The 22,462-nt window shown below is 72.0% G+C and carries 23 protein-coding genes; 13 read left to right on the forward strand and 10 right to left on the reverse strand.

The features are described 5' to 3' along the window. The first annotated feature begins 9 nt into the window (after positions 1-9). Positions 10-513 (forward strand): hypothetical protein, encoded by a 504-nt coding sequence (locus tag ACFVTR_RS15205; protein WP_387038624.1) that lies wholly within the window; start codon positions 10-12, stop codon positions 511-513. A gap of 19 nt (positions 514-532) precedes the next feature. Here the strand turns inward: ACFVTR_RS15205 and ACFVTR_RS15210 are convergent, their stop codons facing one another. Further along, positions 533-886, reverse strand: a complete 354-nt coding sequence (locus ACFVTR_RS15210; RefSeq protein WP_387038626.1) for a VOC family protein — start codon at positions 884-886, stop codon at positions 533-535. A gap of 200 nt (positions 887-1,086) precedes the next feature. Between ACFVTR_RS15210 and ACFVTR_RS15215 the strand changes: the two genes are divergently transcribed. Continuing rightward, the gene (locus ACFVTR_RS15215) at positions 1,087-2,250 is read left to right on the forward strand and encodes a DUF998 domain-containing protein (protein ID WP_387038628.1); all 1,164 of its coding nucleotides are present in this window, start codon (positions 1,087-1,089) and stop codon (positions 2,248-2,250) included. A gap of 22 nt (positions 2,251-2,272) precedes the next feature. Here ACFVTR_RS15215 and ACFVTR_RS15220 read toward each other — a convergent pair whose 3' ends face one another. The 4 genes from ACFVTR_RS15220 to gndA form a co-directional block, all read right to left on the reverse strand. After that, on the reverse strand, positions 2,273-2,638 hold the full coding sequence (locus ACFVTR_RS15220) for a hypothetical protein (protein ID WP_387038630.1): 366 nt from the start codon (positions 2,636-2,638) through the stop codon (positions 2,273-2,275). Beyond that, positions 2,635-2,961: a DUF202 domain-containing protein gene (locus tag ACFVTR_RS15225; protein ID WP_387038632.1), complete on the reverse strand. Its 327-nt coding sequence runs from the start codon at positions 2,959-2,961 to the stop codon at positions 2,635-2,637. The genes ACFVTR_RS15220 and ACFVTR_RS15225 overlap by 4 nt, the downstream gene beginning before the upstream one ends. Then, positions 2,958-3,311 carry a YidH family protein gene (locus tag ACFVTR_RS15230; RefSeq protein ID WP_376947215.1) on the reverse strand — a complete coding sequence of 118 codons (354 nt, stop codon included), beginning with the start codon at positions 3,309-3,311 and terminating at the stop codon, positions 2,958-2,960. Before ACFVTR_RS15230 ends, ACFVTR_RS15225 begins: the two co-directional genes overlap by 4 nt. A gap of 107 nt (positions 3,312-3,418) precedes the next feature. Further along, the gene (gene gndA, locus ACFVTR_RS15235) at positions 3,419-4,873 is read right to left on the reverse strand and encodes an NADP-dependent phosphogluconate dehydrogenase (RefSeq protein ID WP_387038633.1); all 1,455 of its coding nucleotides are present in this window, start codon (positions 4,871-4,873) and stop codon (positions 3,419-3,421) included. A gap of 202 nt (positions 4,874-5,075) precedes the next feature. Here gndA and ACFVTR_RS15240 point away from each other — a divergent pair, with 202 nt between their 5' ends. The 3 genes from ACFVTR_RS15240 (at position 5,076) to pth (ending at position 7,202) form a co-directional block, all read left to right on the forward strand. After that, positions 5,076-5,600, forward strand: coding sequence for a gluconokinase (locus ACFVTR_RS15240; RefSeq protein WP_387038635.1), 525 nt, complete (start codon positions 5,076-5,078; stop codon positions 5,598-5,600). Between the two features lie 231 nt (positions 5,601-5,831). Further along, positions 5,832-6,464 (forward strand): 50S ribosomal protein L25/general stress protein Ctc, encoded by a 633-nt coding sequence (locus ACFVTR_RS15245; RefSeq protein ID WP_387038636.1) that lies wholly within the window; start codon positions 5,832-5,834, stop codon positions 6,462-6,464. Positions 6,465-6,620: 156 nt separating this feature from the next. Beyond that, positions 6,621-7,202 carry an aminoacyl-tRNA hydrolase gene (gene pth, locus ACFVTR_RS15250; RefSeq protein WP_387038638.1) on the forward strand — a complete coding sequence of 194 codons (582 nt, stop codon included), beginning with the start codon at positions 6,621-6,623 and terminating at the stop codon, positions 7,200-7,202. 18 nt (positions 7,203-7,220) lie between these two features. Here the strand turns inward: pth and ACFVTR_RS15255 are convergent, their stop codons facing one another. After that, entirely contained in the window at positions 7,221-7,919 is a 699-nt protein-coding gene (locus ACFVTR_RS15255) for an RNase H family protein (RefSeq protein WP_387038640.1), read from the reverse strand. A 128-nt stretch (positions 7,920-8,047) separates the two neighbouring features. Between ACFVTR_RS15255 and mfd the strand changes: the two genes are divergently transcribed. After that, positions 8,048-11,731, forward strand: a complete 3,684-nt coding sequence (gene mfd, locus ACFVTR_RS15260; RefSeq protein ID WP_387038642.1) for a transcription-repair coupling factor — start codon at positions 8,048-8,050, stop codon at positions 11,729-11,731. Between the two features lie 21 nt (positions 11,732-11,752). Here the strand turns inward: mfd and ACFVTR_RS15265 are convergent, their stop codons facing one another. Both ACFVTR_RS15265 and ACFVTR_RS15270 read right to left on the reverse strand, forming a co-directional pair. Continuing rightward, positions 11,753-12,079, reverse strand: coding sequence for a hypothetical protein (locus ACFVTR_RS15265; RefSeq protein ID WP_387038643.1), 327 nt, complete (start codon positions 12,077-12,079; stop codon positions 11,753-11,755). Positions 12,080-12,143: 64 nt separating this feature from the next. Further along, positions 12,144-13,343, reverse strand: a complete 1,200-nt coding sequence (locus ACFVTR_RS15270) for a Na+/H+ antiporter NhaA (protein WP_387038645.1) — start codon at positions 13,341-13,343, stop codon at positions 12,144-12,146. A 200-nt stretch (positions 13,344-13,543) separates the two neighbouring features. On the opposite strand from ACFVTR_RS15270, the gene ACFVTR_RS15275 reads away from it, so the two are divergent. Together ACFVTR_RS15275 and ACFVTR_RS15280 are read left to right on the forward strand one after the other, a co-directional pair. Then, positions 13,544-14,197, forward strand: coding sequence for a LysE family transporter (locus tag ACFVTR_RS15275; RefSeq protein ID WP_387038647.1), 654 nt, complete (start codon positions 13,544-13,546; stop codon positions 14,195-14,197). A gap of 50 nt (positions 14,198-14,247) precedes the next feature. Then, entirely contained in the window at positions 14,248-14,952 is a 705-nt protein-coding gene (locus ACFVTR_RS15280) for a YabN family protein (protein ID WP_387038649.1), read from the forward strand. A gap of 18 nt (positions 14,953-14,970) precedes the next feature. Here the strand turns inward: ACFVTR_RS15280 and ACFVTR_RS15285 are convergent, their stop codons facing one another. Continuing rightward, positions 14,971-16,062 (reverse strand): ABC transporter permease, encoded by a 1,092-nt coding sequence (locus tag ACFVTR_RS15285; RefSeq protein ID WP_387038651.1) that lies wholly within the window; start codon positions 16,060-16,062, stop codon positions 14,971-14,973. Beyond that, complete coding sequence (locus tag ACFVTR_RS15290) at positions 16,059-16,979, reverse strand: ABC transporter ATP-binding protein (protein WP_387038653.1); 921 nt, start codon at positions 16,977-16,979, stop codon at positions 16,059-16,061. The genes ACFVTR_RS15285 and ACFVTR_RS15290 overlap by 4 nt, the downstream gene beginning before the upstream one ends. Before the next feature lie 51 nt (positions 16,980-17,030). Between ACFVTR_RS15290 and hisS the strand changes: the two genes are divergently transcribed. The 5 genes from hisS (at position 17,031) to ACFVTR_RS15315 (ending at position 22,445) form a co-directional block, all read left to right on the forward strand. Then, entirely contained in the window at positions 17,031-18,299 is a 1,269-nt protein-coding gene (hisS, locus tag ACFVTR_RS15295) for a histidine--tRNA ligase (RefSeq protein WP_387038655.1), read from the forward strand. Positions 18,300-18,474: 175 nt separating this feature from the next. Further along, positions 18,475-19,755 (forward strand): phosphopyruvate hydratase, encoded by a 1,281-nt coding sequence (eno, locus tag ACFVTR_RS15300; RefSeq protein WP_387038657.1) that lies wholly within the window; start codon positions 18,475-18,477, stop codon positions 19,753-19,755. 82 nt (positions 19,756-19,837) lie between these two features. After that, positions 19,838-20,644 carry a septum formation initiator family protein gene (locus ACFVTR_RS15305; RefSeq protein ID WP_387038659.1) on the forward strand — a complete coding sequence of 269 codons (807 nt, stop codon included), beginning with the start codon at positions 19,838-19,840 and terminating at the stop codon, positions 20,642-20,644. Continuing rightward, positions 20,641-21,162, forward strand: coding sequence for a DUF501 domain-containing protein (locus ACFVTR_RS15310; protein WP_387038660.1), 522 nt, complete (start codon positions 20,641-20,643; stop codon positions 21,160-21,162). Before ACFVTR_RS15305 ends, ACFVTR_RS15310 begins: the two co-directional genes overlap by 4 nt. Beyond that, positions 21,159-22,445, forward strand: coding sequence for a S8 family serine peptidase (locus tag ACFVTR_RS15315; protein ID WP_387038662.1), 1,287 nt, complete (start codon positions 21,159-21,161; stop codon positions 22,443-22,445). Before ACFVTR_RS15310 ends, ACFVTR_RS15315 begins: the two co-directional genes overlap by 4 nt. The last annotated feature ends 17 nt before the right edge of the window (positions 22,446-22,462 follow it).

Raw genomic sequence — 22,462 nt, forward strand, 5'->3', positions numbered from 1 at the left:
GGCGGCGCCGTGTCGTTCCTCTCCGCCGAGACCGCGCGGGCGCTCGCCGAGCTCGTCGCGCTCGACGCCCTCGACGGGGCGGCCGGGCCCGACGGCGAGGATGCCTCACCGCTCGAGCGGCTCGGCGGCATCCGTTCGCTCGTGGCCGCCCTCGAAGCCGACCCGGCGGTGCTCGCCGCCGTGCGCGAGGCGGTCGCCGCCGAGATCGGCTGGGACGAGATCGCCGAGGCCGCGGGACTCAGCGCCTCGGCGGCGAAGTACCGCTGGGCGGGCGACGACGAGACGATCTCGGCACGCCAGGAGGCGAGCCGCAAGCGCAAGCGCGAGCGGCCATCGAGCGTGCCGACCGAACTGCCGGGGCTCTCCGTCGCCGAGGCCGCGGCGAGGTACGGCGTCACGGCGCAGGCGATCTACCAGCGGGTCACCCGCGGCATCCTGCGCGCCGAGACCGTCGAGCTCCCCGACGGGCGCAAGTACAAGCGGGTGTTCCCCGACGAGCCCGACGCCGGGTGAACCGCGGCGCGCCGGTGCCTCACGCGATCGGTTCGAGGAACTCGAGCCGATTGCCGTGGCAGTCCTCGCTGTAGAAGCGGCGCATCCCCGGGAATCCGTCGTCGAAGTGCACGGGGTAGCCTGCGTCGCGGAGACGATCGGCCCACGCGTCGAGCCCCGCGACCAGGAGGCCCGGATGCGCCTTCTTCGCCGGGGCGAACTCCGGTTCGACGCCGAGGTGCAGCTCGATGCCGTGGCCGCGGAACCAGCAGCCGCCTCGCGCCGCGAGCGCCGGCGGCTTCTCGAGCTCCGCGAAGCCGAGCACTCCGGCGTAGAAGTCGCGGAGCGCGGCCTCGCTGCCGGGCGGGCAGGCGAGTTGGACGTGATGCAGCATGCGAGCCTCCGAACTCTCTCGATATCAAGATAGTTCGGAGGGCGGGCTCGGTCGAGCCCCGTGCACGACGCCCCGAACGGGGATGCTGGCCCCGAGCCACGCGTGGTGCTAGGTTGCGGCTCAAGGGCCGAGCGGCCCGATGGATGTCGGGGCACGGACGCCTGGATCGCACCGACCACGACGCGGACACGGGGAGTGCCATGTCGACGTCGATCACCAAGCTGCTTCGTCACCCGGCAGCGAACGCGCAGTCGCTCGAGTCGGCTGCGCTGCTCGTCGGCGCCGCGGTGTTCGTGGTCGCGGCACCGCTGTCGTTGCTGATCTACTGGGGGCGCGAGCTCCCGATCTCGGGCGACGGGTCGCTCGGCCAGATGATCGGCATCACCTCGGCCGTCGTCGCCCTCGTCGTCTTCGTCGTCGGCCGCCGGGTGGTGGCCACCCGCGGCTCCGCGGAGACGCCGCTCGCGCCCGACGGGGCGGTCGTGCCGCCGCACGGTCGGTTGCGGTGGTACGACATCGCCGCCCTCGCCGTCGCGCACGAGGTCATCGCGCTGCTCGGCTGGATCGGGCTCGCGGCCGTGCTCAGCCTGAGCTTCGTCGACGCGGTCGTCTTCGCGGTGCCCGCGGCGGCGCTGACCGCGGTCGCGACGGCGATCACGGCGTACGCCGTGTTCCTCTCCTCGGTGCACCTCAGCCCGATGGTGCTGTCGCTCGTGCTCGCGGTGTTCCTCGTGGTCGGCGCGCTCGCGAGCATGCTCAGCGCCTCCGATCCGCACTGGTGGCAGAAGAACCTGAGCTCGCTCGGCATGACCGACGACATCTCGGCGCTCGCGTTCAACCTCACGCTCATCATCGCCGGCGTCCTCGTGACCACGATCGCCCACTACGCCGTGTCCGGGGTGCCGGCGTCGACCCCTGAGGAGGCGAAGGGCCGGAGGACCGTCGCGGTGTTCCTCGCCGTCATCGGGGTGCTGCTCGCCTGCGTCGGGGTGTTCCCGGTCGACGAGTTCCTGACGGCGCACAACGTCGCGGCGACCGGCATGGCGATCGTCTACACCGTGCTCGTGCTCTCGCTCCGCCGGTTCATCCCGACGACGCCGCGCGTGTTCCTCCTGCTCGGCTACGTCTACATCGGCGTGATCGTCGTGATGGCGGTCTTCTTCATCTCGGGCTACTACAACCTGACGGCCGTCGAACTGGTCGTCGCGGTGCTCGTGTTCAGCTGGGTGATCGTCTTCCTGCGCAATCCCGGTGAGCCCGTGGCGCCGGCCGCGTTCGCCGATGGCCCGGGCGACCTGGGTACGGCCGGCAACGATCACGTCGTCGACGGCGCGCCCGACGCCGGTTCCCCGGTGCCGAGATGATCGGCCGAACCGAGCGATCGGGTTAGGCCGGGCGCTCCTCGGGGTCCACCGGGCGCGGCGCGCTCGGCAGGAGCCCGAGGTTCGCGAGCGGGGTCGCGACCCCGCCCTCCGACACCGCGGAGCACATCCATCCGGGGCCGCCGTCGGCGAAGAGGTCGAGCGCGACGCGCGAGCCGACGGCGTCGTAGTCGTACCGGTCGACGTAGACGGCGCACGCACGCGCCGCCGCCGACTGGGCCTGACCGGCGACCGAGAGCACGAGCGGCAGCACGAGGGCGGCCAGCGCGACGAGCACGGTGATGCGGAGCACCCGTCGGCGACGTTCGCCGTAGACCGGGCGGTCGTCGTCGTGCCGCGCGTCGTCGTGCTCGGGGCGCTCGTCGGTCATCGCTGCGGCTCGCTGATGAGGATCGACGCGATGCCGGCGGCGGCCGAGGCGACCGTCGCCGCCGCGACCGCGAGCACGAGGAGCGGGTGCGGGGCGTAGCGGCCCGCTTCGAGCTGCCGGCGGCGCAGGCTGCCGACGGCCGCGACGGCGGAGGCGGCCGCGACGAGCACGACGCCCGCGGCGACGAGCCACGCCTCGCCGTGGAGGAGGCCGGTGCGGAGTGCGAGCAGCGCGTTCACGGCGACGACGAGGGCGGTGCGCGTCCACGACAGGGCGGTTCGTTCGGGCTGGAGGCCCGGGTCGCGGGCGATCGGCAGGCTCATGGCAGGGCCAGGAACACCGTGAGCACGACCGCCGTCACGAGGCACACCGCCGCGAGCACGGGCAGGGCCCAGCTGAAGGCGAGCCGGCGGCCGTGGCGCATCGCGATCTCGTTGCTGCGCCAGCGCAGGTACGACAGGAGGGCGAGGGCCGCCGCCGCGAGCCCGAGCCCGACGGCGAGGATCGTCACCATGACGCGCGGGCCGATCGCCGCCGCGAACTCGTGCAGCAGCACGCCGCCGGCGATCAGCGCGAGCGCCGTGCGGATCCAGGCGAGGAAGGTTCGCTCGTTCGCCAGGGTGAAGCGGTAGTCGGGGTCGTCGCCCTCGCTCCGCCATTTCGGCTCGACCATCGGCACCTCCTCCGTGAGCCTAACGGGCGCGGGCCCGGTGCGGCGCTCGGCCGCACCGGGCCCGGCACGTGGTGGTCACCCGTCCGGCGAAGCGGACGGGTGGGGGATCAGTGCGACGAGGGCGTCGTCTCGATCTCGCTGCGGTCGCCCGACCACAGGGTGTGGAACACACCCGCCTTGTCGACGCGCTTGTAGGTGTGCGCGCCGAAGAAGTCGCGCTGGCCCTGCACGAGGGCCGCGGGCAGGCGCGGCGCGCGCAGGCCGTCGTAGTACGCGAGCGACGAGCTGAACGCCGGCGTCGGGATGCCCGACTGCGCCGCCGCGACGACCACGCGGCGCCAGGCCGCCTGGGCGCCGGTGACCGCGTCGCGGAAGTACGGCGCGACCACGAGGGCCACGAGCTCGGGGTCCTCGGCGTAGGCGTCCGCGATGCGGTTGAGGAAGCGGGCGCGGATGATGCATCCGGCTCGCCAGATCTTCGCGATGTCGCCCTTCTTGACGTCCCAGCCGAACTGCTCGGCGCCCGCGATGATCTCGTCGAAGCCCTGCGAGTAGGCGATGATCTTCGAGGCGTAGAGGGCCTGGCGGACGTCCTCGATGAAGGCGTCGGCGTCGGCGACGGCGAACTCGCCGTCGGGGCCCGGCAGGGTCGCGGATGCCTCGCGCTGGGCGCGCTTCGACGACAGGCTCCGGGCGAACACGGCTTCGGCGATGCCCGACACGGGGACGCCGAGGTCGAGCGCGTTCTGTACCGTCCACGCGCCGGTGCCCTTGGCGCCCGCCTCGTCGAGGATGACGTCGACGAGCGGGAGGCCGGTCGAGGCATCCACCTGGCGGAGCACCTCGGCGGTGATCTCGATGAGGTAGCTCTCGAGCTCGCCGGTGTTCCACTCGGCGAAGATCTCGGCGATCTCGGCCGGGCTCTTGCCGGTGCCCTGGCGGATGAGGTCGTAGGCCTCGGCGATGAGCTGCATGTCGGCGTACTCGATGCCGTTGTGCACCATCTTGACGAAGTGACCGGCACCGTCGGTGCCGACGTGGGTCACGCAGGGCTCGCCCTCCGCGACCGCGGCGATCGAGGCGAGGATCGGGCCGAGGGTCTCGTACGACTCGGCCGAGCCGCCGGGCATGATCGAGGGGCCGTTGAGCGCGCCCTCCTCGCCGCCCGAGATGCCGGTGCCGACGAAGTGGATGCCGGTGGGCGAGATCTCGCCCTCGCGGCGGATCGTGTCGTGGAAGTTCGCGTTGCCGCCGTCGACGATGATGTCGCCCGGCTCGAAGCGGCTCGCCAGCTCGGAGATGACGGCGTCGGTGCCGCGGCCCGCCTGCACCATGATGATCGCGGTGCGCGGCTTCTGGAGCGAGGCGACGAAGTCGTCGTACGACTCGCTCGCGACGAACCCGGCCTCGGGGTGCTCCTCGACGAGGGTGCGGGTGCGCTCGGGGGAGCGGTTGAACACGGCGACGGTGTTGCCTTCGCGGCTCGCCAGGTTGCGGGCGAGGTTCGAGCCCATGACCGCGAGGCCGACGACGCCGATGTTTGCTGAAGGGGTGACAGGCACGTAGCTCTCCTCGAAGAAAGGGTGGGGTCGATCCCAGCGTACTGTGAGCGGGCCTCACGGTTGCACGGTGTTGCAGTGAGCCGGTGCGGATCGCTCGCCCCGGCGCCCGGTCTGCGGTAGCTTCGCAGTCGCGATCCCGCGCACCGTCATGCGCGCCGGGAGTCGGCCGGTCGGAGCCGGCGAGGAGCCCGAGGAGGATGCCGTGTCAGAGGTCCTGCGCACCCCGCTCGTCGTGATGGGCGTCTCCGGCTCGGGCAAGTCGACCGTCGGCGCCGCGCTCGCCGCGGCCTTCGGCGTGCCGTTCGTCGATGGCGACGACCTGCACCCGCCCGCCAACAAGCGGAAGATGGCCGAGGGGCGCCCGCTCAACGACGAGGATCGCGTGCCGTGGCTCGAGCGCATCGCCGTGCGCATCGGCGCCGAGCTCGACGCGGGGACCCCGATCGTCGTCGCGTGCTCGGCGCTCCGGCGGCGCTATCGCGAGCAGCTCGTGGCGCACGCGCCCGGCACCGTGTTCGTGCACCTCGCCGGCCATGCCGAGCTCATCGCCGAACGCCAGCGCGACCGTGCGCACGAGTTCATGCCGGCGAGCTTGCTCGCCTCGCAGCTCGAGGCGCTCGAGCCGCTCGGCGACGACGAGCGCGGCATCGTGGTCGACGTGCGCCGGAGCCCCGCCGAGCTCGTCGAGGACGTGCGCGCCGCGCTGGGCCTGTCGGGCCGCGCCTGAGTGCCAGGGCCGCTCGAATCGGCAGGACGGCCGCCTTCGGGTAGAATGGGCGATTGGACTTCGGCGAGGGACGCCCGCCCGCCCGTGCGAACGGTCGGCGAGGCATCCGTGATCGACGCGGTAGGAGCAGGCTCCACGGCTTTTCCTCACGCTCTGCGCAGGCCACTGCGCGCGTTCGAGTCGAAACGACAGACACACGATCTGGGCCGTGCGCCCGCAAGGAGAATCATCATGGACGACGACAACAAGGTCATCGCAGAAGCCCGCGAGAGCTTCGGCAAGGGTGCGGCCCGCAAGATCCGCGCCGCCGGCAAGATCCCCGCAGTGGTCTACGGCCACGGCACCGAGCCGCAGCACGTCACCCTCCCGGCCCACCAGGTCGGCCTGCTCATCCGCAAGGCGAACGCCGTGCTCGACCTGCAGATCGCCGGAAAGAGCCAGCTCGCGCTCGTCAAGGACGTCCAGAAGGACCCGGTGCACCAGATCATCGAGCACCTCGACCTCATCGTCATCAAGAAGGGCGAGAAGGTCCAGGTCGAGGTCCCCGTGCACCTCGAGGGCGAGCCCGCCGCCGGCACCATCGCCGACCTCGACTCGCACACGCTGCTCCTCGAGGTCGAGGCGACCCACATCCCCGAGAACGTGGTCGTGTCGGTCGAGGGCCTCGAAGAGGGCACCCAGATCCACGCCAAGGACGTCGAGCTGCCCAAGGGCGCGACGCTCATCACCGACGGTGACGCGCTCGTCGTGAACGTGCACACCCCGCAGAAGGTCGACCTCGGCGAAGAGGCCGCCGAGGCTGCCGAGGGCGAGGCCGCCGAGGGCGAAGCCGTCGAGGAGGCCGCGGCCGAGTCGGCCGAGTAAGGCGCACCGCTTCACAGGGGCCTGCGGCGCCGCTCCGGGTACGCTCGGAGCGGGCCGCAGGCCCTCGTGCTGTCACCGGCACCCACCCCTCGAACCTCGCGAACGGAGACGATCATCGGACTCCTCGACCGCTTTCGCTCCCGGAAGGACCCCATCGTGGCCGCGAACACCTGGCTCGTCGTCGGCCTCGGCAACCCCGGGGCGCAGTATGCCGGCAACCGCCACAACGTCGGCCAGATGGTCGCCGACGAGCTCGCCTCGCGCATCGGCGCGAGCTTCAAGAGCCACAAGACGCCCTCGCGCGTCGCCGAGGGCTTCCTTCGCCCCGGCGGCCCGAAGCTCGTCATCGCGAAGCCGAACTCGTACATGAACACCTCGGGCGGCCCGGTCTCGGCGCTCGTGAAGTTCTACGGCATCGAACCCGAGCGCCTCATCGTCGTGCACGACGAGCTCGACCTGCCCTTCGACACCGTGAAGCTCAAGCAGGGCGGCGGACACGGCGGGCACAACGGCCTGCGCGACATCTCGAAGGCGCTCGGCCCCGACTACGTGCGGGTGCGCGTCGGCGTCGGCCGCCCGCCCGGCCGGCAGGACCCGGCCGACTTCGTTCTCAAGGACTTCTCGGGCACCGAGCGCCAGAACCTCGCGATCCTGCTCGGCGACGCGGCCGACGCGGTCGAGGCGGTCGCCTCCGACGGGCTGCTCGCGGCGCAGCAGCGATTCCACTCACCGGCCTGAGCCGGCGGCCCCGCGAGCTCAGATGAGGCCGCGGAGGAACTCCTCGGGCGAGAGGCCCGCGGCACGGGCGCGCTGCACGAGCCGCTCGTGCTCTTCGGTCGAGAGCTCGACGGTGAGTGTCTGCCAGGCGTCGGGCGCCTCGTCGAGGTCGAAGAGCGTTGCGGGCACCTCGTCGGCGTCGCGGTCGTCGTCGGGTTCGATCACGGATGCCGCGGCGTCGCCCGTCGGCTCGGTGTCGCCGCCCTCGTGGTCGGCGCCGCCCGGCCACCCCGGCCCCGTGGGAACCGGCAGCCCGCTGCGGAATGCCTCGGCAGCGGCGCGGGCCCGCTGATCGGCGGCCTCGTTCATCGGGTGGCCCACGTGACCCTTCACCCATTCGAAGCGGTAGCGTCGACCGACGAGTTCGGCGTCGATCTCCTGCAAGATCTCGACGTTCATGACGGGCTTGCCGTCGGCCTTGCGCCAGCCCTTCCGCTTCCACCCGGGCATCCACTTCGTCACCGAGTTGATGACGTACTGGCTGTCGCACTGGACGAGCAGTTCGTCGTCGAGGTGGGCGGTGGCGCGGAACAGTTCGAGCACGGCCGTGAGCTCGCCCACGTTGTTGGTGCTGTGCTTCCACCCGCCGGCCGCCCAGCGGTCGTCATCGACGTACCAGGCCCAGCCGGCCGGGCCGGGGTTGCCGAGGGCCGAGCCGTCTGCAGCGGCGATGATCATGCGGGGTCCTTCCGTCGAGCCGCGCCAATCGTATCCGGCGCCGCCGACGGCGCCTGTCGCAGGCCGTCGTGTCGGAGAGCGCCATCCAGGCCGCCGGCGGTGTCGGAGGGCGCGCGTAGACTCGTCGGGTGAGTCTGCAGGGTCTGAACACGGCGCTTTCGCGCGCCTCCACGATCGACGGCGCCCTCTCGGAGGCCCTGCGGAACGCCGATTTCTCGGCTCCGGCGGGTCTCGATGCGCCGTTGCTTGCCGGGCTCCTCGCCCGTCGGGTCGAAGCGGGGCTGCCACCGGCCCTCCTCGTCATCACCGCGACGAGCCGCGAGGGCGAGGCGATGCGCGCCTCGCTCGCGCCCTACCTGCCGGACGACGCCGAGCTCCTCGAGTTCCCCGCATGGGAGACGCTGCCGCACGAACGTCTCTCGCCGAGCGCCGAGACCGTCGGCCGCAGGCTCCATGCCCTGCGCCGCATGCACGAATGGTCGGCGTCGTCGGCGTCGCATCCCCTCGTGGTGGTCGCGTCGGTGCGCGCCGCCCTCCAGCCGCTCGCCGACAACCTCGCCGATCGCGCCCCCATCGAGCTCGTGCAGGGCGGCCGGGGGCACGAGCTCTCCAAGCTCGCCGTCGAGCTCGTCGACCTCGCGTATGCCCGCGTCGACATGGTCGCCCGGCGCGGCGAGTTCGCGGTGCGCGGCGGCATCCTCGACGTGTTCCCGCCGACCGCCGACCACCCGGTGCGCGTCGAGTTCTTCGGCGACGAGGTCGAGGAGCTCCGTGCGTTCTCGGTCGCCGACCAGCGGTCGCTGCCCGAGCCCGTCGAACGCGTCGTGCTCTCGCCGAGCCGCGAGCTGCTGCTGACCGCGCCAGTGCGGCAGCGGGCGAGCGAGATGGTGCACGAGTTCCCGAGCCTCTCGGCGATGCTCGAGAAGATCGCCGAGGGCATCCCCGTCGAGGGCATGGAGTCGCTCGCCCCGGCCCTGCTCGAGCGGCTCGTGCCGATCACGCACTATCTGCCCGAGGGCGCGGCGCTCGCCGTGCTCGAACCCGAGCGGGTCTCGGGGCGCGCGGTGAGCCTCGGCGAGACGAACCGCGAGTTCCTCTCGGCCGCGTGGATGGCCGCGACCCATGGTGCCGAGGCCCCGATCGACCTCGCCGCGGGCGACTTCCTCACGGTGCGGGCGCTGCGCGACGCCGCCATCTACAGCGCACCGGGCGAGCCCGACCCGCGCCGCGTGTGGTGGAACTTCTCGAGCTTCGACCTCGGCGACGCCGCCGAGGTGGTCGCCGCGGCCGGGGGCGATGCCGCCGAGCAGGCCGCGCAGGCGGCGGCCGCGACCCGCCGCGTCGCGGCGAACGCGATGCCGAGCTTCCAGGGCAACGTGGAGGGCGCCGTCGACCACGTCGCCGGGCGCCTCAACGACGGCTGGTCGCTCGTCGTGGTCTCGGCCGGGCAGGGGCTCGTCGAGCGCGCCCGCGACGTGCTCGCCGAGGCGGGCCTCGCCGCGCGCATCGTCGAGGCGACGCCGAGCGAGTTCGAGCCCGGGGTCGCGTACCTCGTGCACGCCGATGCGGCCCGCGGCTTCGAGGTGCCCGAGGCGAAGCTCGGGCTCATCGCCGAGGCCGAGTTCTACGGCCGCGCCGCGGGCTACGACGCGAGGCAGGGCAAGAAGCTCGCCTCGCGCCGCCGCAACGTCGTCGACCCGCTGCAGTTGAAGGCGGGCGACCACGTGGTGCATCAGACCCACGGCATCGGCAGGTTCGTCGAGATGGTGCAGCGCGAGGTGGCGACCGGCACCCGCCCGAAGGGCCCGAGCCGCACCGCCGGCATCCAGCAGCAGCCCACCTCGGTGCGCGAGTACCTCGTGCTCGAGTACGCGCCCTCCAAGCGCGGCCAGGCGGGCGACCGCCTGTTCGTGCCGACCGACCAGCTCGACCTGCTCTCGCGCTACGTCGGCGGCGAGGCGCCCGCGCTCTCGAAGATGGGCGGCAGCGACTGGTCGCAGGCGAAGAACAAGGCCCGCAAGGCCGTACGCGACATCGCCGTCGAACTCGTGAAGCTGTACTCGGCGCGCATGGCGGCGAAGGGGCACGCCTTCGGCCCCGACACCCCGTGGCAGCACGAGCTCGAAGAGGCGTTCCCGTTCACCGAGACGCACGACCAGCTGCAGACGATCGACGAGGTGAAGGCCGACATGGAGCGGCCCATCCCGATGGACCGCCTCCTCGCCGGCGACGTCGGCTTCGGCAAGACCGAGGTCGCCGTGCGCGCGGCGTTCAAGGCGATCCAAGACGGCAAGCAGGCCGCGATGCTCGTGCCCACGACACTCCTCGCGAAGCAGCACCTCGAGACCTTCAGCGAGCGCTTCGCCGGGTTCCCGGTGCGCGTGCGGCCGCTCAGCCGGTTCCAGACCGACAAGGAGGTGCGCGAGACCATCGCGGGCCTCGCCGACGGCACCGTCGACATGGTCATCGGCACCCACCGCATCCTCACCGAGAAGGTCCAGTTCAAAGACCTCGGCCTCATGATCATCGACGAGGAGCAGCGGTTCGGCGTCGAGCACAAGGACGCGCTCAAGAAGCTGAAGACGAACGTCGACATCCTCGCGATGAGCGCGACGCCGATCCCGCGAACCCTCGAGATGGCGGTCACCGGCATCCGCGAGATGTCGACCCTCGCGACGCCGCCTGAAGACCGCCACCCCATCCTCACCTTCGTCGGGCCCTACTCCGAGCAGCAGGTGGGCGCGGCGATCCGCCGCGAGATGCTCCGCGAGGGGCAGGTCTTCTTCGTGCACAACCGCGTCTCGTCGATCAACCGGGTCGCGGCCCAGCTCGCCGAGCTGGTGCCCGAGGCGCGCATCGCCGTCGCGCACGGCCAGCTCAACGAGCACGTGCTCGAGCAGATCGTGAACGACTTCTGGGAGCGCAAGTTCGACGTGCTCGTCTCGACGACCATCATCGAGACCGGCCTCGACATCTCGAACGCGAACACGATCATCATCGACAAGGCCGACAAGTACGGCCTCAGCCAGCTGCACCAGCTGCGCGGCCGAGTCGGCCGAGGGCGCGAGCGGGCGTACGCGTACTTCCTCTACGACCCTGCGAAGCCGCTCACCGAGACCGCGCACGACCGGCTCTCGACGATCGCCGCGAACAACGAGCTCGGCTCGGGCATGCAGGTCGCCCTGAAAGACCTCGAGATCCGCGGCGCCGGCAACCTGCTCGGCGCCGAGCAGGCCGGGCACATCGCGGGGGTCGGCTTCGACCTGTACCTGCGCATGATCGGCGAGGCCGTCTCCGCGTTCCGCGGCGACGTCGCCGAAGGCCAGACCGAACTGCGTCTCGAACTCCCCGTGGATGCGCACATCCCCGAGGAGTACGTCGACAGCGAGCGGCTGCGCCTCGAGGCGTACCAGAAGCTCTCGGCCGCGAGCGGCCCGGCCGCGAAGGACGACCAGATCGACACGGTGCTCGAGGAGCTCGTCGACCGCTACGGCACCCCGCCCGAGCAGGTGCAGCATCTCATCGCCATCTCGCGGCTGCGCCGGCAGGCCCAGCTCGCGGGGCTCAGCGACCTGCTCGCGACCGGGTCGAAGCTGCGCATCGCACCGGCGAAGATCCCCGACTCGCGCCGTGTGCGTCTCGAGCGCATGTACCAGGGGGCGAAGCACTTCGCGCAGAACGACGTCATCCTCGTGCCGTTCCCGATGCCGGGCGGCGAGATGCTGCCCGACGCCGAACTCATCGACTGGGTGTCGCGGCTCGTCACGAACATCTTCGAGCCGAGCGACTCGATGGCGGCGCCTGCGGTGTGAGTCGCCTCGGGGCACCCGAGCCTAGGCCTTCAGGTGCCCCCACTCGGCGAGGAACTCCTCGACGCTCAACCGATCGAGGTCGGCGCGGATCTGCCGGAGGAGCTCGTCGGCCTCCATGAGCGATCCGGCCGGGGTTCGGATGACCGGAGCCCCGGTCCCGGTGCGCACGACCACCAGTTCGGCGACCGAGGGCCCGCCGAGGCTCAACGCCTCGCCCGCGAGGAGCAGCGCCGTGTGCACGGCCCTGCGGATGCCGCGAAGCCGTCGCGGTCGCAGTTCGGCGCTCAGGTGCAGGCTCGCCGGGTCTGCGGCGCGCTGGCCGTCGGTGCCGAACTCAGCGCCGCTCATCGAAATCCTCCATCGTCCTTCGTCGATCGGGCCGATTCGCCCGGTCCTGCATCTTCACTGCCGCTCATCGCGAGAACGCCCCGCCGGGCCCGGCCTGCGCTCCGCTGCGCTTGTACTGCGCCGAGCGCACGCCGACCGCGACGCCGGAGGCGACGATCGCGATGCCCGAACCGAGCAGCACCGCGAGGGTGCCCTCGTCGGCGACCCCGGGCAGTGCGGCGAACGCGAGCTCGTTCATGAGCAGCGACACGGTGAAGCCGATGCCGCCGAGCGTGCCGACGACGAGCAGGTCGCCCAGCGTGAGCGGGGTGCCCGACCTGCGCCGGGCCACGAGGCCGCCGAGGCCGCCGGCGATGACGATGCCGACGATCTTGCCGACCGGGAGGCCCACGAGGATGCCCCAGAACGCGGGATCGAGCTCGCTCGGGCTCACCTGCGGCACGGCGACCATCGCCGCGGAGAACGCGAACAGCGGAAGGATGACGCCGTTCGACCACGGTTCGAGCGCGTGCACGGCGCGACCGCCAGGGCGGCGCGACATCACGAGGCCGAGGGCGACACCGGCGATCGTGGCGTGCACGCCCGAGCGGTAGACGAAGTACCAGGTGAGCACGCCGAGCACGACGAGCAGCAGCACGATGGGCCATTGCGGGCGCCGGGCGAGGATCCACGCCGAACGCGGCTTCATGATGCGGCTGACCGCGCCGAACAGTGCGATCGCGATGCCCGCGAAGCCGATCGAGGCGAGATTCGCGTCGCTCGTGAAGAAGAACGCGATGATGAGGATCGCGATGAGGTCGTCGAGCACCGCGAGGGCGAGCAGGAACACGCGCACGCGCGTCGGGATCCACGTGCCGAACACGGCGAGCACGCCGAGTGCGAAGGCGATGTCGGTCGCGGTGGGGATGGGCCAGCCGTCGACGGTCGGGGTGCCCGCCGTGAACCCGAGGAAGATCAGGGCGGGCACGATCACGCCCCCGACCGCGGCGATCGCCGGCAGGAGCGCCTTCGAGAGGCTGTTGAGCTCGCCGATGACGAGCTCGCGCTTGAGCTCGACGGCGACGATGAAGAAGAAGATCGCGAGCAGCCCGTCGCTGATCCAGTGGCCGACCGAGAGGTCGAGCCCGATCCACGAGAGGTCGAGGTGCGCGTTCTTGGCGTCGAGCAGCGCGGGGCCGGCCGCCGTGTTCGCGAGGAGCAGGCCGAGGGCGGCCGCGATGAGCAGGAGGCCGGCGGCCCATCGCTCGGAGCGGAGGAAGTTCATGGGACTCCTGTTTCGGACGTCGCGTGCGCGTGCAGGGCCGGAGCCGTGAGGCGACGCGGGAAGGACGGTGACGACGGTCTCCCGCCGGCCGACCAGACTTCCCGGCACTCCGCGATCGAGTCTATCGGGCGAGGCCGCGCTGGGCCGGGCGGGACGGCGGCGCGACAGGAGCACCCCGTTGCCCCGCCTACGCTTGTCCGGTGACCCTCTCGCTCTGGGCGACGCTCCTCGCCGCGTGCTTCGTGATCAGCTTCACCCCGGGCGCGGGGGCGATCAACACGATGGGCAACTCGCTGAGCCACGGGTTCCGCCGGTCGATCTGGGGCATCCTCGGCCAGCAGGCCGCGCTCGTCGTGCACATCCTCATCGTCGCCGCGGGCGTCGGCGTCCTCGTCGCGAAGTCGCCCGTCGCATTCGAGGTGATCCGCTACGCCGGAGCCGCCTACCTCGTCTACCTCGGCATCCGTCAGCTGATCGCGAAGCCGCAGGCGCCAGACGACGACGACGCCGACGGGCCGGATGTCTCGGCGACGGCGCCGCTCGCCGCATCCGAGTCGCGCTGGTCGATGTTCCGCAGGGGGCTCTGGGTGAACCTCCTGAACCCGAAGGCGATCGTGTTCTTCCTCGCCTTCCTGCCGCAGTTCATCCGGCCCGACCAGCCGCTGCTGCCGCAGTACCTCGTCGTCGGGGCGACGGTCATCGTCGTCGACGTCCTCGTGATGTGGGGATTCTTCGCGCTCGCCGCGCACGGCATGCGCCGCTTCACCCGCTCGGTGCGGGGGCAGCGCATCGTGAACACGGCGTTCGGCGTGCTGTTCATCGGCGTCGGGCTGCTGCTCGCGTTCGTGCACTGAGCTCGGCGCGACCCGCGCACGCCGGAGCGACGGCCGCCTAGGCTGCCGGTATGAGCGCACCCCATCCCGGACTCGACGAACTCGTCGCCACCGTCGCCCTGCTGCGCGCCCCCGGCGGGTGCCCGTGGGACGCCGACCAGACCCACGAATCGCTCGTGCAGTACCTCGTCGAGGAGTGCTGGGAGCTGATCGACGCGATCGAGGCGGGCGACCGCGCCGAGATGCTCGAGGAGCTCGGCGACGTGCTCTACCAGGTGCTCTTCCACGCCGACATCGCCGCGCATACGGGCGACGAGCGCTTCGACATCGACGACGTCGCCCGCCACATGACGGCCAAGATGGTGTCGCGGCATCCCCACGTCTTCGGTGATCGCGAGGCCGAGACCGCCGACGACGTCGTCGCCTTCTGGGAGGACCTGAAGGCCGACGAGAAGCCGCACCGCACGAGCGTGCTCGACGGGGTGCCGCGCGGCATGCCGGCGCTCGCGCTCGCCCGCAAGGTGCAGGGCAAGGCCGAGAACGCCGGCGTCACCGCGCAGGATGCCCCGTGGCCGACGCCCGCCGAACCGTCGAGCGTCACCGCGCCCGCCACCGAGGAGGAGCTCGGGCGGCAGCTGTTCGCACTCGTGGCCTCCGCCCGCGCGCAGGGGCTCGACGCCGAGCGCGCGCTCCGCGCCGCGGTGCGCGAGTTCGAGGACGAGGTGCGGCGGACCGAGCAGGCGGCGCAGGCGGAGGGCGCCGGACAGACCGGCTGAACCGACGCCTGAACCGGATCAGGCGATCCGGCTGCCCTTCGCGAGTCGCCGTGCCGGCACCTCGGTGCGGCGCCACGCCCAGGCGAGCGCGCCCGCGCCGAGCAGCACGTGGATCGAGAGCCCCACGAACCACGACGGCACCGAGCGGTCGTAGACCTCCTGCGGGGTCTCGTAGTCCTCGTCGCCCGGGGACCCGTACGCGCCGTGCTCGCGCCACTGCTCGCACTCGTCGTAGACCGGCGAGAGATCGGGGGCGTGCTGCGCCTGACGAACGCCGACCGCGATCCAGCCGAAGAGGTCGCGCGGCGAGCCGTAGTCGTCGAAGGTGCCGGGCGAGGCATCCGCGACGACGACGTAGGGGTTCGCCGCGAGGAAGCCCCACACGTGGTCGAACCGCGGCACCTGGTACTCGACGGTCTCCGCGGGCAGGCACGGCACGTCCTCGCCGTCGGGCGGCAGGCCGTTCTCGTCGAGCCGCTCGTAGTCGACCGAGATGTAGGTCTGCTGCACCGTCGACTGCATCGCCGCGCCGCCGAGTGCGAAGGCGATGACGGTGCCGATCGAGAGCGCGGCGACGACGAGGTAGGTGACGACCACCGAGAAGAGCGGCCGCGTGATCACCCCCGACAGCCCCACGCCGATCGCCGCGATCACGCCCACCTCGACGGCGAGCACGAGGAGCGACACCGCGATCGTGGACGCCGAGACCTGCCCGAGCACGACGCCGAACACGAGGAACGGCACCGAGGCGGCGAGGAACGCGAGGGCGGTGATCCAGGCGGCGAGCCATTTGCCGACGACGAGCTGCGCGGTCGTCACGAGCGTCACTTGGGTCGTCGCGAGGGTGCCCGCGTCGCGCTCGCCGTTGATCGCGTTGCCCGAGAGCGCGGGGGAGACGAGCGTGCCGAGCAGGAGCACGAAGAACACCACGGTCGAGAAGACCGCACCGCCGCCCGAGTCCCACGCGTTCGTCGCGATGACGACGAGCACCGTGACGAGCGTGACGAGCAGCACGAAGACGCCGAGCAGCACGTACCAGGCGACGCCGCGCACACGCTGCTTGAGGTCGAGGGCGACGATGAGCCACATGCCCTGGAAGAACCCGATCATGCGTCGTCCCCCGCCCGGTTGAGGTCGTGGAAGACGTGTTCGAGGTCGCCGACGGCCGGCGCGAACGACGAGACCGGCACGCCCGTGCCGATGAGGTGGGCGAGCAGCTGCGCCGCGTCCTGCTCGCTCGCGAGCGGCACCACCGCGCCGAGGCGGTCGACGACCGCGACCTCGCCGAAGCCCGCCGCGCCGAGCGCGGCGACGAGCCGATCGGGGTCGAGCGACCTGATCCGCCAGTGCCTCGCAGCCTTGCCCGCACGGGCGACGTCCTCGGGGGCGGCGGTCGCGCCGGCCGCGAGGTAGACCGCCGAGTCGGCCATCTCCTCGAGCTCGGCGAGCACGTGGCTCGAGACGAGGATCGTCTTGCCCTCGCCCGCGAGCCGGCGGACGAGTTCGCGGAGCTCGGCGCGTGCGGCCGGGTCGAGGCCCGAGGCCGGCTCGTCGAGCAGCAGCACCTCGGGGTCGTGCACGAGGGCGCGGGCGAGGCTCAGCCGCTGCTTCTGCCCGCGCGAGAGCACCCGCGTCGCCTGCTCGGCGAGCGGGGCGAGGTCGACGAGGTCGATGAGCTGCTGCGCACGAGCGGATGCCTCGTCGGCACCCATCCCGTACATGCGGGCGCTCGTCGCCAGCGCGACCCGCACGCTGAGCGTCGGCCACGAGCCGAGCACGTCGGGCATCCAGCCCATGCGCCGTCGCACCTGGTGCGGTTCGGTGACGGGGTCGTAGCCGGCGATGCGGATCGTGCCCGCGTCGGGCGCGAGCAGGGTCGCGAGCATCAGCAGCAGGGTCGTCTTGCCCGCGCCGTTCGGTCCGATGAGGCCCGCGACGCTGCCCGGCGCGACCTCGAAGCTCGCATCGCGGACCGCGTGCACCTCGCCGAACGATCGGGCGACGCCCGCGACCGTGATGCCTGCCATCGTGCCTCCTCGCGCGCGGGGTCGGCCCGCACAACTGGAAGAATGGCACGCATGGCCGCTTCCGTCACTCCTCCGCGCGGCATGCGCGACTTCCTCCCCGCCGAGAAGGCCCGCCGCGAGCACGCCCTCGGCGTGATCCGCGGGGTCTACGCGGCCCACGGCTTCGACGAGATCGAGACGCCCGTGATGGAGGACTCGAGCCGCCTGCACGCCGGGCTCGGCGGCGACAACGAGAAGCTCGCGTTCGCGGTCATGAAGCGCGGCCTGACCGCCGACGACCTCGCGCGCGCCGCGGCATCCGGTGACGCCCTCGCGCTCGCCGACCTCGGCCTGCGCTACGACCTGACCGTGCCGCTCGCCCGCTTCTACGCGACGCACCGCGCGGCCCTGCCGCCCGTGTTCCGTGCGATCCAGATCGCCCCGGTGTGGCGCGCCGAGCGCCCGCAGAAGGGCCGCTACCGCCAGTTCGTGCAGTGCGACATCGACATCATCGGCGAGGCCGGGCCGCTCGCCGAGCTCGAACTGCTCACCGCGACCGTCGCGACGCTCGACGCGCTCGGGCTCACCGGCACGACGATCCGCCTCAACGACCGCCGCGTGCTGCAGGGCATCCTCGCGTCGTGGGGCGTGCCCGAGGAGCTGCGCGAGCGCGCCCTCATCACCGTCGACAAGCTCGACAAGATCGGCGTCGCGGGCGTTGCCGCCGAGCTCGCCGAGACGGGGGCGGTGTCGGCCGACGTCGACGTGGCGACCGCGCTCGAGGGGCTCACGAGCGCCGACTGGCACCTCGCCGACGGCGTCGTGCCGCCGCCCGCGTGGCTCGACCGGTCCGCCTACGACGACCTCCTCGCGCTGCGCGCAGCGCTGCCCGACGCCGCGATCGAGTTCGACCCGACGCTCGTGCGCGGCATGGGCTACTACACGGGCACGATCTTCGAGATCGCCCACCCCGAGTTCGGCTACTCGCTCGGCGGCGGCGGCCGCTACGACGGCATGATCGGTCGGTTCCTCGGCCAGGACGTGCCGGCCTGCGGCTTCTCGATCGGCTTCGAACGCATCGTCGACCTGCTCGAGATCGCCGACGACGCGCGCCCGCGTGCGGTCGTGCTGGTCTACGACGGGGAGGTCCCGCAGGCACGCCTGCTCGCCCTCAAGGCCGAGCTCGTGGCATCCGGAACCCGCGTTCGCCTCGAACGCCGGACCAAGAACATGCGCGCCCTGCTCGACCGCGTGACCGCCGACGGCTTCGACGCCTTCGCGAACGTGTCGGCCTCGGCGACCGACGCCGCCGCGCTCGAGTTCCGCGAGCTCGGCGCGTAACCGCGCTCGCCGAGGGGCGAGCCGGCGCCAACCTGCGCATGGATCACGCCAACTTCGCCCGCTCGATCGTGGTCGGGATCGCTCGCAAGCGCGAGACATCCTCGACCTCTAGACTTGGGCGCGGATCACGACGGAGTCTTCCACCCAGTCACCCCACCCACACGAGGAGTCCACTGTGGCATTCATCGAAGCTGTAGGCGCGCGCGAGATCCTGGATTCGCGCGGCAACCCGACGGTCGAGGTCGAGGTGCTGCTCGACGACGGCACCCTGGCCCGCGCGGCCGTGCCCTCGGGCGCCTCCACCGGTGCATTCGAGGCCTACGAGCTGCGCGACGGCGACGCCGACCGCTACCTCGGCAAGGGCGTGCAGAAGGCCGTCGACGCCGTGCTCGACCAGCTCGGCCCGGCCATCGAAGACCTCGACGCGAGCGACCAGCGCCTCGTCGACGCGGCCCTCATCGAGGCCGACGGCACCGACAACAAGAGCGCCCTCGGCGCGAACGCCATCCTCGGCGTCTCGCTCGCCGTCGCGAAGGCCGCCGCCGACGCGGCCGACCTGCCGCTGTTCCGCTACCTCGGCGGCCCGAACGCGCACGTGCTGCCCGTGCCGATGATGAACATCATCAACGGCGGCGCGCACGCCGACACCGGCGTCGACATCCAGGAGTTCATGGTGCTGCCGATCGGCGCGCCGACCTACTCCGAGGGCCTCCGTTGGGGCGTCGAGACCTACCACTCGCTGAAGAGCCTGCTGAAGTCGAAGGGCTACTCGACCGGCCTCGGCGACGAGGGCGGCTTCGCCCCCGACTTCGAGCACAACCGCGCCGCGCTCGACTTCATCTCGGAGGCGGTCGAGAAGGCCGGCTTCACGCTCGGCACCGACATCGCGCTCGGCCTCGACGTCGCCGCGTCCGAGTTCTTCGAGAACGGCGTCTACCGCTTCGAGGGCAAGGACCGCACGTCGGCCGAGATGAGCGCGTACTACGCCGAGCTCGCCGCAGCGTACCCCCTGATCTCGATCGAGGACCCGCTGGACGAGGCCGACTGGGAGGGCTGGACGGCCCTCACCGCCGAGCTCGGGCAGAAGCTGCAGCTCGTCGGCGACGACCTGTTCGTCACCAACCCGAAGCGCCTCGCCGACGGCATCGCCAAGCACGCGGGCAACTCGATCCTCGTGAAGGTCAACCAGATCGGCACCCTGACCGAGACCCTCGACGCCGTGTCGCTCGCGCAGCGCTCGGGCTACACCGCGGTGCTCTCGCACCGTTCGGGCGAGACGGAGGACACGACGATCGCCGACCTCGCCGTCGCGACCAACTGCGGTCAGATCAAGACGGGCGCGCCCGCCCGCTCGGAGCGTGTGGCCAAGTACAATCAGCTTCTGAGGATCGAAGAAGAGCTCGGTGAGGCCGCGGTGTACGCCGGTCGCACGGCGTTCCCGCGCTTCACGGCGTGACAGCGTAGCTGAACTGCAGCGACGGGGGTGGCCGGGTGGCCGCCCCCGTCGTCGTCTTCCGGGCCTGCCGGGAGGAGGGGCGATGAAGGACGATTCCCCCCGCAACCCCCGGCGTCCCGCGAACCCGGCCGGTGCGCGCACGCCGCGTTCGCGCACCCCGCAGAACCAGGGCCGGGATGCCTCGGCGCCCGCCTCGTCCGCGAAGCGAGGCGCCGCAGGGGCGAAGGCCGCGAACGCGAAGTCCGCGAACGCGAAGCCGATGAACGCGAAGCCGGCGAACGCGAAGCCTGGGAACGCGAAGTCCGCGGCATCCGCGAAGCCCGCGAACACCCGCCCCGCCGCGAAGACGGGCCGGTCCGGGCCGGCGAAGCCTCCCCGTTCGGCCGCTCCCGCCGTGGGCGGTTCGACGGACGCCGTGCGTGCGGGCTGGCTCAGTGGCATCCGTTTCTCAGGTTTCTCGCTCATCATGCTGGGAGTGCTCGTGCTCGCGGTCGTGGTGCTCGCACCGACGATCGCGGCCTTCGCGCAGCAGCGCGCGCAGCTCGCCGAGCTGCGCGCCGCGGTGGCCGCGCAGGAGACCGAGGTCCAGCGTCTGCGCGACGAGCGCGAGCGCTGGAACGACGAGACGTTCATCGTCACCCAGGCGCGTGAGCGTCTGTACTACGTGATGCCGGGCGAGGTGAGCTACCTCGTCATCGACGACCGCAGCGAGGCCGCGAAGGCGGAGGACGCCGCCGCGGTCTCGGCCGAAGTGACCGAATCGAAGGGCGATTGGATGCGCACCCTGCTCGACTCCGTGATGACCGCGGGGCTGGCCCCCGAGGCGGGTGACCCGGCGGCGCCGGCGACCGACGCCCCGGCGACCCCCGATGCGGAGGGCGCGCGATGACCCGGCCCCCGTTCGAGGAGGTGACCGAGCGCGATCTCGCGATCGTGTCGGCCCAGCTCGGCCGCCCGGCCCGCAACGTCGTCGGCATCGCCGCGCGCTGCGTCTGCGGTGCGCCCACCGTCGTCGCGACCTCGCCGCGCCTGGCCGACGGCACGCCGTTCCCGACGTTCTACTACCTCTCGCACCCCGGTGCGACGGCCGCGATGTCGTTCCTCGAGGCGGCCCAGCTCATGGTCGAGTGCACCGAGCTGCTCGCGAGCGACGACGACGTGCGCGCCGCGTACGAGCACGCCCACCGCGAGTACCTCGCCGACCGCGCCCGGTTCGGCGACGTGCCCGAGGTCGACGGCATCTCGGCGGGCGGCATGCCCACGCGGGTGAAGTGCCTGCACGCGCTCGCCGCGCAGTCGCTCGCGGCGGGGCCGGGCCTGAATCCCATCGGCGACCTCGCCCTCGAACGCTCGAGCTGGTCGCCCGCCGTCTGCCGATGCCCCGACTACGGAGTCGACTCGGAATGACCCGCCGCCGGGGCCGCCTCGCAACGACGCTCGCGAAGACCGCGACCGCCGCGGTCGCGGCTGCCGCGGTGCTGCTCGGCGGCGCCCTCCCCGCCCGCGCCGACACGGTTCGCGACTACGAGTACTGGCTCGGCGACTACGGCTTCACGACGGCGTGGAACACCACCAAGGGCAAGGGCGTCAAGGTCGCGATCATCGACACCGGGGTGAACGGCAACGTCACCGAGCTCCGCGGTGCCGTCACCGGCGGCACGGATGTCTCGGGCCTCGGCACTCCCGACGGGCAGACGCCGGTCGGCGACCCCGACGAGAGCGGGCACGGCACGATGGTGGCGTCGCTCCTGGCCGGGCGCGGCACGGGGGAGGGGGCCGGCGTCATCGGCGTCGCTCCCGAGGCCGATCTGCTGACGGTGTCGGTCGCATTCGGGCAGGACACCGGCGCCGAGAAGTCGAACGACGAGCAGATCGCCGAGGGCGTGAGATGGGCCGTCGACAACGGCGCGGACGTCATCAACATGTCGCTCACGCGCAACACCCGCGACTGGCCCGAGAGCTGGGACGAGGCGTTCCTCTACGCCTTCGAGCACGACGTCGTGGTCGTCGCCGCGGCGGGCAACCGCGGCAGCGGCACGACCGAGGTCGGCGCGCCGGCGACGATCCCCGGCGTGCTCGCCGTCGCGGGCGTCGACAAGGAGAAGAACGCGAGCCTCGACGCGAGCTCCCAGGGCATCACGCTCGGCGTCGCGGCACCCAGTGAGGACCTCGTGGGCGTCCGGCCAGACGGCCGCGTCGTCATCTGGGACGGCACGAGCGCGGCGACCCCGCTCGTCTCGGGACTCGTGGCGCTCGTGCGCGCCGAGTACCCCGAGCTCGACGCGGCGAACGTCATCAACCGGGTCATCCAGACCGCCGACCCGAACGGGCACGAGGTGCCGAGCCCGCTCTACGGCTACGGGCTGATCGACCCCGTCCCGGCGCTCGAGGCCGAGGTCGAGCAGGTCGACGAGAACCCGCTCGGCAGCCTCGAGGAGTGGATCACCCTGCACCGGCGCGCCTCCTCGACGACGCAGCCGACGGATTCGCCCGAATCCGAGATCGTGCCCATCGCCGACCCGCCGCCACCCGCCGACGAGGGCACGGCGACACTGCTTCCGACGCCGTGGACACTGGCCTACATCACGGTGCCGCTCTCGCTCGTCGCAGGATTTGGTACGCTAGCAGCGCTGTTGGGCATCGGCGCCACTCGGCATACCAGGCGGACTGTCCGCACTCGCGAGCAGTGATCGCACGCATCAGGCCG

The sequence above is a fragment of the Agromyces sp. NPDC058126 genome (assembly GCF_042884595.1).
Classification (GTDB): Bacteria; Actinomycetota; Actinomycetes; order Actinomycetales; family Microbacteriaceae; genus Agromyces.

What these genes read in the sequence shown, in the direction of transcription:
- ACFVTR_RS15270 (WP_387038645.1), bottom strand. Translation starts at nt 13,343, where the DNA reads ATGAACTTCCTCCGCTCCGAGCGATGGGCCGCCGGCCTCCTGCTCATC.
- ACFVTR_RS15315 (WP_387038662.1), top strand. Translation starts at nt 21,159, where the DNA reads ATGACCCGCCGCCGGGGCCGCCTCGCAACGACGCTCGCGAAGACCGCG.
- ACFVTR_RS15245 (WP_387038636.1), top strand. Translation starts at nt 5,832, where the DNA reads ATGGACGACGACAACAAGGTCATCGCAGAAGCCCGCGAGAGCTTCGGC.
- ACFVTR_RS15265 (WP_387038643.1), bottom strand. Translation starts at nt 12,079, where the DNA reads ATGAGCGGCGCTGAGTTCGGCACCGACGGCCAGCGCGCCGCAGACCCG.
- ACFVTR_RS15220 (WP_387038630.1), bottom strand. Translation starts at nt 2,638, where the DNA reads ATGACCGACGAGCGCCCCGAGCACGACGACGCGCGGCACGACGACGAC.
- ACFVTR_RS15215 (WP_387038628.1), top strand. Translation starts at nt 1,087, where the DNA reads ATGTCGACGTCGATCACCAAGCTGCTTCGTCACCCGGCAGCGAACGCG.
- ACFVTR_RS15255 (WP_387038640.1), bottom strand. Translation starts at nt 7,919, where the DNA reads ATGATCATCGCCGCTGCAGACGGCTCGGCCCTCGGCAACCCCGGCCCG.
- ACFVTR_RS15225 (WP_387038632.1), bottom strand. Translation starts at nt 2,961, where the DNA reads ATGAGCCTGCCGATCGCCCGCGACCCGGGCCTCCAGCCCGAACGAACC.
- ACFVTR_RS15290 (WP_387038653.1), bottom strand. Translation starts at nt 16,979, where the DNA reads ATGGCAGGCATCACGGTCGCGGGCGTCGCCCGATCGTTCGGCGAGGTG.
- ACFVTR_RS15210 (WP_387038626.1), bottom strand. Translation starts at nt 886, where the DNA reads ATGCTGCATCACGTCCAACTCGCCTGCCCGCCCGGCAGCGAGGCCGCG.
- ACFVTR_RS15285 (WP_387038651.1), bottom strand. Translation starts at nt 16,062, where the DNA reads ATGATCGGGTTCTTCCAGGGCATGTGGCTCATCGTCGCCCTCGACCTC.
- ACFVTR_RS15305 (WP_387038659.1), top strand. Translation starts at nt 19,838, where the DNA reads ATGAAGGACGATTCCCCCCGCAACCCCCGGCGTCCCGCGAACCCGGCC.
- ACFVTR_RS15230 (WP_376947215.1), bottom strand. Translation starts at nt 3,311, where the DNA reads ATGGTCGAGCCGAAATGGCGGAGCGAGGGCGACGACCCCGACTACCGC.
- ACFVTR_RS15280 (WP_387038649.1), top strand. Translation starts at nt 14,248, where the DNA reads ATGAGCGCACCCCATCCCGGACTCGACGAACTCGTCGCCACCGTCGCC.
- ACFVTR_RS15310 (WP_387038660.1), top strand. Translation starts at nt 20,641, where the DNA reads ATGACCCGGCCCCCGTTCGAGGAGGTGACCGAGCGCGATCTCGCGATC.
- hisS (WP_387038655.1), top strand. Translation starts at nt 17,031, where the DNA reads ATGGCCGCTTCCGTCACTCCTCCGCGCGGCATGCGCGACTTCCTCCCC.